General features: G+C 59.8%; 10 protein-coding genes. All 10 read left to right on the plus strand.

What is annotated here, in order from left to right; translation table 11 throughout:
* Positions 1 to 110 precede the first annotated feature (110 nt).
* The 10 genes from DW899_RS00975 to DW899_RS01020 all read left to right on the plus strand — a co-directional run bounded on the left by DW899_RS00975 (position 111) and on the right by DW899_RS01020 (position 13,491).
* Positions 111 to 2,333: a hypothetical protein gene (locus tag DW899_RS00975; RefSeq protein WP_117630073.1), complete on the plus strand. Its 2,223-nt coding sequence runs from the start codon at positions 111 to 113 to the stop codon at positions 2,331 to 2,333.
* A gap of 5 nt (positions 2,334 to 2,338) precedes the next feature.
* Positions 2,339 to 3,079, plus strand: a complete 741-nt coding sequence (locus DW899_RS00980; RefSeq protein ID WP_117769450.1) for an ATP-binding cassette domain-containing protein — start codon at positions 2,339 to 2,341, stop codon at positions 3,077 to 3,079.
* 279 nt (positions 3,080 to 3,358) lie between these two features.
* A complete protein-coding gene (locus tag DW899_RS00985; protein WP_158566540.1) occupies positions 3,359 to 5,047 on the plus strand; it encodes an ABC transporter ATP-binding protein in 1,689 nt (562 codons plus the stop codon).
* Between the two features lies 1 nt (position 5,048).
* Positions 5,049 to 5,393 carry a hypothetical protein gene (locus DW899_RS00990; protein WP_006235302.1) on the plus strand — a complete coding sequence of 115 codons (345 nt, stop codon included), beginning with the start codon at positions 5,049 to 5,051 and terminating at the stop codon, positions 5,391 to 5,393.
* 367 nt (positions 5,394 to 5,760) lie between these two features.
* Complete coding sequence (gene rpmE / locus DW899_RS00995) at positions 5,761 to 6,186, plus strand: 50S ribosomal protein L31 (RefSeq protein WP_006235303.1); 426 nt, start codon at positions 5,761 to 5,763, stop codon at positions 6,184 to 6,186.
* A gap of 346 nt (positions 6,187 to 6,532) precedes the next feature.
* Positions 6,533 to 9,340, plus strand: a complete 2,808-nt coding sequence (secA, locus tag DW899_RS01000) for a preprotein translocase subunit SecA (protein WP_117583027.1) — start codon at positions 6,533 to 6,535, stop codon at positions 9,338 to 9,340.
* Positions 9,340 to 10,488 (plus strand): peptide chain release factor 2, encoded by a 1,149-nt coding sequence (gene prfB, locus DW899_RS01005; protein ID WP_117799735.1) that lies wholly within the window; start codon positions 9,340 to 9,342, stop codon positions 10,486 to 10,488. Before secA ends, prfB begins: the two co-directional genes overlap by 1 nt.
* A 130-nt stretch (positions 10,489 to 10,618) precedes the next feature.
* The gene (locus DW899_RS01010; protein WP_117583025.1) at positions 10,619 to 11,509 is read left to right on the plus strand and encodes a YitT family protein; all 891 of its coding nucleotides are present in this window, start codon (positions 10,619 to 10,621) and stop codon (positions 11,507 to 11,509) included.
* 208 nt (positions 11,510 to 11,717) lie between these two features.
* Entirely contained in the window at positions 11,718 to 12,548 is an 831-nt protein-coding gene (locus DW899_RS01015; protein ID WP_099432020.1) for a transketolase, read from the plus strand.
* 1 nt (position 12,549) lies between these two features.
* A complete protein-coding gene (locus tag DW899_RS01020) occupies positions 12,550 to 13,491 on the plus strand; it encodes a transketolase family protein (protein WP_117799736.1) in 942 nt (313 codons plus the stop codon).
* The last annotated feature ends 254 nt before the right edge of the window (positions 13,492 to 13,745 follow it).

Raw genomic sequence — 13,745 nt, forward strand, 5'->3', positions numbered from 1 at the left:
TTGGCACAACTGATAAATGGCAATTTGTCTATAGCACCTACTAGATGCGAGGAAGGGCCGAGCATTTTGTTCGGCCCTTCTGTTCCGACTGGATGAGGTTAAGGTTGGCGATGAATATGCTCAAAATCTCGAAGGCGATCTTTAGGTCGCTTCTCTCCTCCAGGTCGCTCTGTGTTGTCGTTGTTGCGTTGATGGTTCTTTGTGCTCTGCCCGTCTTCAGGAGCGCGGCTGGCATCGACGGACGGGTCGAATACCTCGAGTCGGGAATAACCCGTGTTGAGCAGGAATTGTCAGCATCCTATGCGGATGCGCTTGTGAATGCGGGGGAGGACGGTGTCTGTACCTCTTCATCAAGCATGCCCGCGCTTCTGTACCCTCTTGCCGCGGGACGTCTTATCTTGGCACCGCTCTCTCCCCTACTTCCGTTTCTGCAGATATCGGATGGAGAGTACACCTATTATGACGGATCGAAGGAGTACTTGCTATGGGTCGCAACGGCCGTTGCCGTCTCGTTCCTTGCCGCGCGTCTTAACAAACGTGAAAAGCTCATCATCCAGGCACCGATGGGCGAGCTGGGTAGACTTGTTGCATCGAGCGTATGGGCGAGTGTTTTTGCAATGCTTGCCGTCCTCGCCATCAATCTTCCAGGGATAATCGCCGCGCTTGTGAAGAATGGCCCGGGCTCGCCGTTCTATCCGATAGGCTACATTCAATATGCGACTCCGGTTATCAAACCGGCTTGGCTGGTGTTCGCGCAGACGGCCATCTTGCAATTCTTGGTGGCAGCGTTCATCTCGCTTGTCGTTCACCTTGCCGTGAAGATTGCCAATAACCCTACGCTTGGAATCGTGTTCGTATGTGCCCTGATGGGGGTGACGATGGTTCCCGGGTATTACGGAAGATCCATCGCTTTACGTGAGTTCGCCCTGTTGAATCCCCTTACGTATGCGAACACTGAGTTGACCGTCGGCGCCTATAGCCCGTACCCGACAACGCAGATAGTGAATCTGCCTGGACTTTGCTTCGAGCGTGGCGCGATTGCCCTCGTATGCGCAATCGGGATCGAGGTGCTGGCAATTAGCCTGCTTTGCGTTGCTGGAAAGAGCGGCTGCGCGTGCCCGATATCCCCGATTTGTCTTGAGAGAGGTTCCTTCACTGCATCGAGAACGGCAACTCGTTCGAGCGCTTGTGCCTTCGCCGTTGCATACGTAAGAACGATGGGGAAACTGCTCCTGCGTTCTCCTACCCTCGCCGTATGCGCGATTGCAATGTCGACGACGATGCTGGCCCCGGCTCTGGTCGAGATGTTTCCTGACGCTGATAACGTTTCCGCTGTTCGGTATAGGGATGGAGAGCTCCGTTCAATAGATCGGTATCTAGAGCAGAACGCTGCGAATATGGACGTCGAGGGCAAAGCGGCCCTGGAAGACATGCGGGATGCTCTTTCGGGTTTCGTGTACGCGCCTATGCCTGCGGAGGGGTTTCGAAGCCTTGCGACGTACGAGCGCGCTCGAGGTGAGCTGGGCGCGGCAGATGCGACTCTCCTGCAATCGATCGGAATCGAGCCGGAGACTCCTTCTCGTGCGGAGGCGCGCGCCCTTCTGCTTGAGTCGATCGCGAGCTTGCCGGACCCCAAGGTTTACGAGTTAAGTACGAAGATGCCCCCATTAATCCTCCTTTCGTATCTCCAGGCAGCGCTTCCCTCCTTATTTTTGCTGTTGCCCGTGGTTGTCACATCGCTCGCGTGCACCCACCTGCAGTGTCGTTCCCTTCTGGTTCTCCAGATCCCCGCAACAGCGCATGTGCGTTTTCTGACGGCTGTTGCGCTGGCTCTCCTGCTTGGCTTGGTGCTGCTTTTGGTGTCGATGGTTCCCGCTGTCGTTGTGTCCGTGATTAAGAACGGTGCGGGTGGATCGGAGTATCCCGTCGCTCTCATTCGGGCGGGAGCTTCGACAACGTCCACGGTAGGGGAGGCGGTGTTGTGCAGTATTCCGTTGCTGGTCATGGCATACGGCGTGATTTCCGTCGTCGCTGCGTTGACAGCAGCGATTAGCCGCAACTCCGTTGTCACCGGAATGGTTTGCGCGGTTCTCTTGGTGTTGGGTTCGTTGAGCGCTCATGTTGAAAGCGTGGGCATGGGCGTCGCGCTGCTGGCTCCATTCGCCTCGTTTGATCCCGCTTCCCAGGTGGGGACGATTGGGTTCCTTGGGCGAGGGACGAACGCGATGCCTTTTGGAGAGGTCGTCGGCGCATCGGGCGCTCTGCTGGTGGTCTTGGGCGCCGTATCTCCGTTGATGGTGCGCCTGAGTGTTCCAAAGATCGAAAGGGGATGATCTCGATGATTGACCTTCAAACGCTGACGATCTCTTATGGAAAGAAGGTGCTCGTAGATTCGGTGAACGCTGAGTTTGCCCCGGGTACGGTCTACGGTCTCGTCGCTCCGAACGGGCATGGAAAGACGACGTTGCTGCGTGCGATGGCAGGTTTGCCGGGTCCTCGCGTGGACGGGAGCATCGTTCTGGATGAGGTGCAGGGTACGGGTGCGAGAGAGGTCCGTTCTATGATCTTCTATGCACCTGGTGAGGGGACGCTGCTGTATCCCGGATTGCGTGCGGAAGATCACCTCAAGATGGTTTGCGATATGTGGCCGCATGCTCGCGATATCGAAGAGATAGTGGAACAAACGCAGATAGGCGAGTTCGCGAAGATGAGGATCCGCACTCTGAGCCAGGGCATGAAGCAGCAGCTTACCCTGGCGATTGCGTATGCGACGGGCGCGCGGTACCTTCTATTAGATGAGCCCATGAACGCGCTCGACCCCAGCAGGGTGGACTTGCATTCCGAGATTCTCAGGAAGCTGGCCGATTCTGGTACGTGCATCATCATGTCATCCCACATCTTGGATTCGGTCGATAGGCTGTGCGATGAGATTCTGTTTTTGAAGGATGGGAGGCTCATTAGAAGCATTCCGCAAGATGATGCTGCGCCGAAGTCTCCTGGATCCCATTTCGCAAAGCCTGCCGGACGCGCCGAGGGTGCGCTAAGCACGTATCGGCGACTCTACGAAAAGGGCGGGTAGAAATGCAAGTTAAAAATCTATGTGGCCAATGTGATACCGTTGAACCCGCGTATCGATACCGCTCAGCCATTCGCCTCGCCCCCGTCGCACGTATCTTCATCCGGTCTGTTACTTTTAATCTAACGATTCTTTGAGGAACGTAGGTGCTTCTGAATGTACTGTCGACTTCTTCTCAAACTGATCCTAAGAGACAAGGCCGCATGGATTTGTACGCTCGTTCTCGCTGCAGCCTTTTCCGTCCCCATTGCGTTCAATTCACCCATCTACGGGCCCTTCTTTATGAAGCAGGGCATGCAGGGCTTTGTCGACGCATTCAATACGCGCGCGCCCCAGGCCAGCGGCACAGACCTATCGCCAGAGCAGCAAGCTGACGCGGAGCTTGCAAGATACGCGAACGCCGCCCTTGCCGCTCAAACCGACGCCGCCTTTCTCGATTCTGCCGAGAGCTACTACGCGCTCATGGGCGAAGGCTTCCAATCCGGGTCCATCGTGGGAGACCGAGAGACCAATGACGCAGCGCTCGCATATTGCCGTGCCCTGAGCAGCTCCGGCATCACGGATATCCCGGCCTCCGCAAACGACCTGCCATTCCTTTCCTTCCTGCCTTACGCCATTGCCACGGCGCCGTCTTTCCTTCCCTTCATCCCCTTCCTTCTCTCGTCGATACTCGTGCTCGGCGCCACAAGGCCTGCGACCCTGGCGGCAAAGGCGCCCGCGCCCAAATTCCGGCGCCTTATCCAGATCGTGTTTTCGATAATCGTCGCGGGGACCGCGATGCTCCTCGCCGGCCTCGCACCCGGGGGCATTTACGCCTTGGTCCTAAACGGCTTCGGGCAAATTGGGTACCCGATCGCCTTCTTCCATGACGGCGCGCTTACCACCACGACCGCGGGAAACGTCTTCACAGCCCTGCTTCTCGCGCTGCTTGCGGGCGGAACCTTGATATCCGTTTGCTCCGCCGTCCTATCGACCGCAACGAGGCGCGTCCTCGCGGGCCCCCTTACCTCAGCGCTGCTTGTCGCGGCCCCGGCATTCCCGTTGCTGTCCGATTCGGCACTAGGGCATAACGCCGCGCTCAATCTCCTGCCGCTGGCCGTGTTCTCGCCTATCGAGGCAACGGGCTACGTAGGATGCTTCCCGACAGAATTCATTGGCTCCGGTTCAGGCAGCGCATCGATGCTTGCCGTGGCCCTGGCATACGTCGCGGTCCTTTTTGCGGTCGGCGCCGTTGCGACACGTTCCCCCAAACAGCCTGGACCCGCGAAAAAGCACCATGGGCTCGAGCTTCTAGACGCGAGCGTGGGATACGGAAGCACGACGATACTTTCAATCGGGTCGCTTTTCCTGAGCCCGGGAACGGCGGCGGGCCTCGTTGCTCCCAACGGCTCGGGGAAAACCACCCTTCTTGAAGCGCTGTCGGGCCAATTTCCCACCCGCATCCGCTCGGGAAGCCTGGCGGCAGACGGAATCTGCCAACGTCGATCAGCCGAATTTGCAGAACTCGTCTACCTGAGCTCTTCGGGCGGCGCGGATCTCTATCCCACGCTATCGGCCATCGAGCACCTTGCTTTCGTTAGGGAGGCGTGGAAATCGGCCGCCGACATCGACTCGCTCTGCGACTCCCTCGGAATCTCCCCATATCTCGACAAGCCGACCCGTAAACTCTCGACAGGAATGAAGCAGCAGGTAAAGCTTGCCATGGCGATAGCGACCGATTGCCCGTACCTCATCCTCGATGAACCGCTGAACGGCCTCGATCCGGGAAAACGGAAAACCTCCTGCGACGCGATGCGCAGCGAAGTGGCGCGGGGACGCAGCGTGCTCATTTCAAGCCATCTGCTCGACGACCTGGCAGACCTCACCAACTCGTTCTACTTCATCGAGGCCGGCACGCTCGTGGAAAAGATCGAGTCGTCCTCGCAGACGCTCAAGCAGGAATACCTCGATACATACGAGGGAGATGAATGACATGAAACTATTTGAACAGCTGAAGTCCAATGCGTCGCGCATGGCTGTCTACGCCATCCTCGTGGCAACGGCTTTATGCGGAATCGCGGCACCCGTCTATGCGCTCAACGGAGAGAAAGGCGATGTCGAACCCGCGTACATGGCTTCGACGGTTAAAGACCGGTACAAAGCCTTCTCTGGAGACACGTTTTACGTAGCAGAGTACGACACGACCTACCGTCAGCTTCGCTACAACAAGGGCTACGACTATCTAGGCGCAGAGGCAATCAGCTATACGTCGGGTTGGTACCGCTCCAACTATGGACACATAACCCAGTTCAAGTGTAACTACCGTGTGTACAACTAAAGCAACCGGCCGGGACGAGGGGTGACGCAAAAGCGTCGCCCCTCGTTTTTAACCATGTCAACTGAACCTAGTTCAGTTTGGTTGATTTCCGATCTCAGCCGAACACATTGAGCGGAAAGGCCGTTCCCGCAGTCAGTCGAACGTCCCCGGGGCCCTTCTCAGGCCCCGGGGACGGCATTTTCCCAGTTGAAGGAACGGTGGAGATGTGTTTCGATGGGTCAGATTCGTGTCGTTCCGAAAAGACCGTGAACCTTTTGTGGGACGCGCGGCGCCGTGGTACCATAGCCGAGTTTGTTGTCTTGGTCGGAAACCAAGACGCCTTATGCGCTGATCGGTAACCAGCGCCTGACCAATAAGGAGTCCTACCATGAAGCAGGGTATCCATCCCCAGTATGTCGAGTGCACGGTGACGTGCTCCTGCGGCAACACCTTCAAGACGCACGCTACCGTGTCCGAGATGAAGGTCGAGCTTTGCAACGAGTGCCACCCGTTCTACACCGGCCAGCAGAAGTTCGTCGACACCGGTGGACGCGTCCAGCGCTTCGCCGACAAGTTCGGTGGCGCCGCTGCCGCCCAGCTCAAGAAGGCTGAGGAGGCCAAGGCTGCCAAGGCCGCCAAGGCTGCTGAGGCCGAGGCTGCTCGCAAGGCCGCCGCTGAGGCTAAGGCTGCCGAGAAGGCTAAGCGTGCCGCTAAGTTTGCCGAGGAGGCTGCCAAGCAGGCCGCCGAGGCTCCCGCAGAGGCTCCCGTCGAGGAGGCCGCTGCCGAGGCCGAGACCACCGAGGCTGCTGAGTAAATAGCTCGCCGCGGAATCGCTCGCATTCATGGCATAAGGGCCGTGCATCCGTTCGGGTGCGCGGCCCTTTTCTTTTTATTGGTGCAAGCTAGCTCGTCCCCATTGCACCAGATTGGTGCGAAGGGGACAGGTTGGTTTGCACCAAATGGCAGAGTGACGGCGTTTTCCCAGATAAAACCTGCCAAAATAAACCAGTCCCTTTTTGGCAGGTCGGTCGGGTCGTAGTTATTACGTGGCGGTCGAGGTCGACCGTATAGGCCGCGTCCTGTTTGGCTAAAGTACATTTATCTGTGTTTAACTCGCCCGAGGCTGCATGGCGTGGGCGATGGCCAAAAAGGAAAACCACATGGGATTCATGTCAAAGCTGCTGTCCTTTGGATCCGATAAGGACCTTAAGCGCTACTACAAGATCGTCGATCAGATCAACGGTCTTGAGCCCCAGTTTGAGAAGATGACCGAGGAAGAGCTCCGCGCCCAGACCGATAAGTTCCGTGAGCGTTACGCCAACGGCGAGTCGCTCGACGACATGCTCCCCGAGGCTTTTGCCACCGTGCGTGAGGCTTCCAAGCGCATCACGGGCATGCGTCACTTTGACGTGCAGCTCATTGGCGCCATGGCACTGCACGAGGGGCATATCGCCGAGATGAAGACCGGCGAAGGCAAGACCCTGGTCTCCACGCTGGCCGGCTACCTCAACGCTATTGCCGGCAAGGGTGTACACGTCGTTACCGTCAACGATTACCTGGCCAAGCGCGACTCCGAGTGGATGGGCCGCATCTACAAGTACCTGGGAATGACCGTCGGTCTGCTCCAGAACAACATGCCGCTCGAGCTCAAGCGTCCGGCCTACCAGGCAGACGTCACCTACGGCACCAACTCCGAGTTCGGTTTCGATTACCTGCGCGACAACATGGTCACTCGCCCCGAGCAGCGCGTGCAGCGCGGCCACCATTACGCCATCGTCGACGAGGTCGACTCCATCCTGATCGACGAGGCACGTACCCCGCTCATCATCTCGGGTGCCGGCACCAAGTCCGCCAGCACCTACAAGGATTTCGCGCGTGCCGTGCGCGGCCTTGAGCGCGGCGAGGACGTCTCGCACGACATGCTCACCGCCACCGAGGACGTAGAGCCCACGGGCGACTACGTCATGGACGAGGCCAAGCACACTATCGCCGCCACCGAGCGCGGCCTTAAGAAGATTGAGCGCCGCCTGGGTATCGATGACATCTATGCCGATCTCTCCGGTCAGCTGGTCAACCACCTGCAGCAGGCGCTGAAGGCCCAGTACATGTTCCACCGCGACAAGCAGTACGTGGTCACCAACGGCGAGGTCAAGATCGTCGACGAGTTCACCGGCCGCATCATGGAAGGCCGCCGCTACTCCGAGGGCCTGCATCAGGCCATCGAGGCCAAAGAGGGCGTGCTCGTGCGCGAGGAGAACCAGACGCTGGCCACCATCACCTTGCAGAACTACTTCCGTCTGTATGACAAGCTCTCCGGCATGACCGGTACGGCACTCACCGAGGATGCCGAGTTCCGCGAGATCTACAAGCTGCCCGTCGAGGTTATCCCCTCCAACAAGCCCGTTCAGCGTGTCGACCACGAGGACCTGGTGTACCGCACCATCCAGGCCAAGTACAACGCCGTTGCCGACGACGTCGAGCGACGTCACGCCAAGGGCCAGCCGGTCCTGGTGGGCACCGTCTCCATCGAAAGCTCCGAGAAGCTGTCGGCCGCCCTTACCAAGCGCGGTATCGCGCACGAGGTCCTCAACGCTAAGCATCACGAGCGCGAGGCTCATATCGTTGCCCAGGCCGGACGCTACGGCGCCGTGACCATCGCTACTAACATGGCCGGTCGTGGTACCGACATCCTGCTGGGTGGCAATCCCGACGAGCTGGTGCGCGAGCGCCTTGAGTACGAGGGCCTGACCATGGAGGACGTGACGCCCGAGCAGCTCGAGCAGTTTAACGCTGAGGCCAAGGAGACCTGCAAGGCCGAACGCGAGCGCGTGCTTGCCGCCGGCGGCCTGACCGTCATCGGCACCGAGCGCCATGAGTCCCGTCGTATCGACAACCAGCTGCGTGGCCGCTCCGGTCGTCAGGGCGATCCGGGCGAGACTCAGTTCTACCTGTCGCTCGAGGACGACCTCATGCGCCTGTTCGGCGGCGACAAGATGGACCGCGTTTCCAAGATGATGGTTACCGCCGACATGGGCGACGACATGCCCATCCAGCACAAGATCATCTCCAAGGCCGTCGAGAACGCCCAGCACAAGGTCGAGAGCATCAACTTCTCCATGCGCAAGAGCGTTCTTGAGTACGACGACGTCATGAACAAGCAGCGCCAGGTCATCTACGCCGAGCGCAACAAGATTCTGGACGGCAAGGACCTGACCGATCACATCACCGAGGTCATGCACGATACCGTGTACCGCTGTGTTCAGGAGTTCTGCACCAAGGACAGCCACGATGGCGAGCGCGATCTCGAGGGCCTGCGCAAGTGGGTCGTGGAGCTCACCGGGCATATCGACACGCCCAAGTTCCCCGACGAGGACTTCGAGGCCCTGGCTGCCGATGTCCTGGCCTACGTTGAGAAGTGCTACAACATGAAGGCCGAGCGCCTGGGTGAGGACCTCATGCGCGAGCTCAACACCCAGGTCATGCTGCGCGTCATCGATACCCGCTGGATGAACTACCTGCAGGAGATGGACTACCTCAAGACCGGTATCGGACTGCGCGGCTTTGGCCAGCGCGACCCGCTGGTCGAGTACAAGACTGAGGCTTATGGTGCCTTCCAGATGCTCGTTGACACCATGTACGAGGATTACCTGCGCACCGTTCTGCGCATCGAGATCAAGGCCGCCCCGCAGGCCGTGGAGCACAAGGAGGACCCCGCGCTCGAGGGTGCGCGCTTCTCCGGCCCCGCCGACGTCGATGGCGACAACGGCAGCTCGGTGCTGCGCAAGCAGGCACAGGTTCAGGCTCGTACGGCCGTCCAGGGAGGCCCGGCTGCTGTCAACAACGGCGGCAAGGTGACCACCTACCGCAAGTCCGAGAGCGATGACCCTTATGTCAACGTGGGCCGCAACGACCTTTGCCCCTGCGGCAGCGGCAAGAAGTTCAAGTACTGCCACGGCAGGAATCGTTAATGGCCGAGGCTTTAGAGGTAACGCCCGCCGAGCTGGACGCGTTTGCGGACCGGCTCGGCGAGGTCGAGTCGTATCTTCATTTGGACGAGAAGCGCACGCGCGTGACCGAGCTCGAGGCAAAAAGCGTGGCCTCCGGCTTTTGGGATGACGCCGACGCCGCTCGCGCCACCATGGAGGAGATCGCTCGCGCCAAGGAAGATATCGCTGCCGTGGATACCGCGCGCGGCGAGCTATCTGACGCCCGCGCGGCGCTGGAGCTTGCCGAGGAGATGGGCGACGACCCCGATGCCGCCGCATTGCGCGAGGAGGCTGCCGCTACGGCAGAACGCCTGGCCCGCGCTATCGACGAGCTCGAGCTTTCGAGCTGGTTTACCGGTGAGTTCGATCACGGCGACGCGATTGTGACCATCAAGCCCGGACAGGGTGGCCTGGAGGCACAGGACTGGACCTTCATGCTCTTTAAGATGTACATGAAGTACTGCCAGCGTCGCGGCTGGAAGGTCACCATTAACGACTGCCCCGCGGCTGAGGTCATCGGCATCGACCGTGCGACCTTTACCGTCGAGGGCAAGGACGCGTTTGGCATGCTGCGCGCCGAGGCCGGCGTTCACCGCCTGGTACGCATCAGCCCCACCGATGATAAGAAGCGCCGCCAGACCACGTTTGCCGGCGTCGAGGTCATTCCCGTGTTGCCTGACGATATCGACATCGAGATCAGTCCCGACGATATCCGCGTGGACGTGTATCACGCGAGCGGTCCGGGCGGCCAGGGCGTCAACACCACCGACTCTGCCGTACGCGTGACGCATTTTCCCAGCGGCATCGTTGTCACTTGCCAAAACGAGCGCAGCCAGATTCAAAACAAGGCCGCGTGCATGCAGATTCTCAAGGCCCGTCTGTACGAGATCGAGCTCGAGAAGCGCGCCGAGGCCCTGGATGAGATTCGCGGGCCCAAGACCACGATCGGTTTTGGCAACCAGATTCGCAGCTACGTGCTCTACCCGTATCAGATGGTCAAGGACCTGCGCACGGGCGTGGAGACCAGCAACGTCGAGGCCGTTCTCGACGATGGCGATCTGGATCCGTTTGTGATCGGCTACCATCGTTGGGCAACCGGCAACGCCGATGCGGAAGCATCGTCTGCCTAGGCACATGATTGGCTCCGGGTCGATGCAAACACTGCGCAGGGGTGGTATTTGCCCGGTGAATCGGTAGAATCGAATACAGCAAGAAGTTCAAAGCGCACTCGTTTGGGTGCGCTTTTTTGAGGGAGGCAGCATGGCATATCGTCTGGACATCAAGCGCATTCTTTCGATGAACTTCTTTCATGACTTGCCCAAGATTATGTTTGGCTGCGCCCTGGCAGCTATCGCGACAGACTTGTTTTTGATCCCCAACGGCCTTGCCGCCGGCGGCGTCACAGGCCTTGCCACCATTATTCAGGCGGTCGGCGCCTCGCATGGCATATCGCTTCCCGTCGGTATCCAGACCATCGTGATGAATGCCTTGCTGCTGCTGGTTGTTATGCGCGAGGGTGGCATGTTCTACGTGGTGCAGACGGCGACCGGTTTTGTGCTGCTGGGTTTTTTCACCGACCTGTTCGCTCCGTTTGTGGCGCCGCTGGCACATGCCGACCTGATGCTGCCCGCTATGTGGGGCGGCATTATCACGGGCATCGGGTATGGCATGGTGTTGCGCGCCGGTGCCAACACTGGCGGCTCTGACACGATCGGCCAGATCATCTCGCGCAACACATCGCTGCCGGTTGGCTCGACCGTCATGGCGATCGATGTTGCCGTGTGCGCGCTGTCGGCCCCGGTCTTTTCGGTCGAAAACGCGCTGTATGCGGGCCTTTCGATGGTCATTAGCGGCTACGTGATCGATGCCGTGGTCGACGGTGGCAACAGGCGCCGTATGGTGCTCATCATCTCGGACAAGTTTCCCGATATCGCGGCCGACATCATGTATGGCCTGGGCCGCGGCTGCACCAAGTTTAGGGCGACCGGCATGTACTCGGGTGCCGAGAAGCCGGTGATCATGGTCATTGTGAGCCGCCGCGAGCTCAACACCCTCAAAACGATCGTGCGCGAGCGCGATCCTCACGCCATTGTGACGGTCGCCGACGTTACGGAAACCTTCGGTGAGGGATTCAAGGACATTAACGCGTAGGGCCGACTGCGTTCCATCCAAAAGACGTTCACATTGATAAACCGTTTCATCAGCGGTTCTGCCTGCTCAATTGTTCAAATAATGATAAATACTCTGGTAAAGCTTCCAGTTTCCAGCATAATGAATGACGTACGTGCATCGCGGCTGTGTTGGGACTACCTTTCCGTGCCGTGCGCATCTTGTCTTAAGAGGATGAAAGGAAGGCACAATGAGCGACGAAGAGCTCAAAAAGGTTGCCAACGAGGTAAGGAAGGGCATCGTCACCGGCGTGCACGCTGCCAAGTCCGGCCATCCGGGCGGTTCGCTCGGCGCTGCCGACATCATGACCTATCTGTACTTTGAGGAAATGAACGTCGACCCGGCCGACCCCCGCAAGGCCGACCGCGATCGCTTCGTGCTTTCCAAGGGTCATTGCGCGCCTGGTCTGTACGCTGTGCTCGCCGAGCGCGGATTCTTCCCCAAGGAGGATCTCGAGACGCTGCGCCACATCGGCAGCCACCTGCAGGGTCACCCCAACATGAACGACACCCCGGGCGTCGATATGTCCACCGGTTCGCTCGGCCAGGGCATCTCCGCCGCCGTGGGCATGGCCGTTGCCGCCAAGCACTGGGGCGACGACTATCGCACCTACGCCCTGCTGGGCGACGGCGAGAGCGAGGAGGGCCAGGTTTGGGAGGCCGCCATGTTTGCCGGCAACCAGCAGCTTGACAACCTCTGCGTGATCGTCGACCACAACGGCCTGCAGATCGACGGCCCCGTCGAGGAGGTCAACGACCCCATGCCGCTCGCCGACAAGTTCCGCGCCTTCAAGTTCCACGTGGTGGAGCTCGCCGACGGCAACGATTTCGATCAGATCCGCGCCGCCTTTGCCGAGGCCCGCGCCACCAAGGGTCAGCCGACCGCCATCATCGCCGAGACCACCAAGGGCAAGGGCGTTTCCTTTATGGAGAACCAGGTGGGTTGGCACGGCAAGGCCCCCAACGATGAACAGTTTGAGCAGGCCATGGCAGAGCTCACGGCCGCCGGAGAGGAGCTCTAGGATGGCAGACGTCAAGAAAATCGCCACGCGCGTAAGCTACGGTGAGGCCCTCGTCGAGCTCGCCAACGAGCACGATGACTTTGTGGTCCTCGATGCCGACCTGGCCGCCGCCACGCAGACCGGCAAGTTTAAGGCAGCCTGCCCCGACCGCTTCTTCGATGTGGGCATTGCCGAGAGCAATCTGATGGGTGTTGCCGCCGGTATCGCGACCACCGGCCGCGTTGCTTTTGCGAGCACCTTTGCCATGTTTGCCGCTGGCCGCGCCTTTGAGCAGGTCCGCAACTCCATCGGCTATCCGCACCTTAACGTTAAGATCGGTGCCACGCACGCCGGTATCTCGGTGGGCGAGGACGGCGCCACGCACCAGTGCTGCGAGGATATCGCCCTCATGCGCGTCATCCCCGGCATGACCGTTATCGTTCCCGCCGACGACGTGGAGGCTCGTGCCGTGACGTGCGCCGCCTACGAGTGCGACGGCCCCGTGTACATGCGCTTTGCCCGTCTGGCCTCGCCGGTCATCAACGACCCCGAGACCTACAAGTTCGAGGTAGGCAAGGGCATCGTCATGCGCGAGGGCACCGACGTCACCATCATCGCCTGCGGCCTAATGGTCGGCGAGGCCCTCGAGGCCGCCGAGCAGCTCGCTGCCGAGGGCATCGATGCCGAGGTCATCGACATGCACACCATCAAGCCCATCGACGCCGACCTGATCGTCAAGAGCGCCACCAAGACCGGTCACGTCGTGACCGTCGAGGAGCACTCCGTGATCGGTGGCCTGGGCAGCGCCGTTGCCGACGTTCTGTGTGAGCAGTGCCCGACGCCGCTCAAGAAGATTGGCGTCAACGACACCTTCGGCGAGTCCGGCCCGGGTGCCGAGCTCCTGCACAAGTACGGCCTGGACGCCGCCAACATCGTGGCGACCACCAAGGAGTTCTTGGCATAAGGCAAGACGAGGCAAAGTATCGCGTCGACAACCGCAAACAAGCCAGAACAGGGGCGTCCTCAAAGAGGGCGCCCCTGTTTATGCTGAATTTAAATTAGAGTCCTGCCAAGCAAAGTTCCCATGGGGAAACGAGCCCATCCCAGCAAAGTGCAATTCAGACCCTTCCAATTTTGTATGCGCAGCATCTCAAGTTGGTGCGTCGGCCCCATAGTAGCCGCAGGCCGGGCGCAGGGTTACCTCCCAAATCTTTCCGC

This window comes from Collinsella sp. AM41-2BH (genome assembly GCF_003468085.1).
In the GTDB taxonomy this organism is placed as follows: domain Bacteria; phylum Actinomycetota; class Coriobacteriia; order Coriobacteriales; family Coriobacteriaceae; genus Collinsella.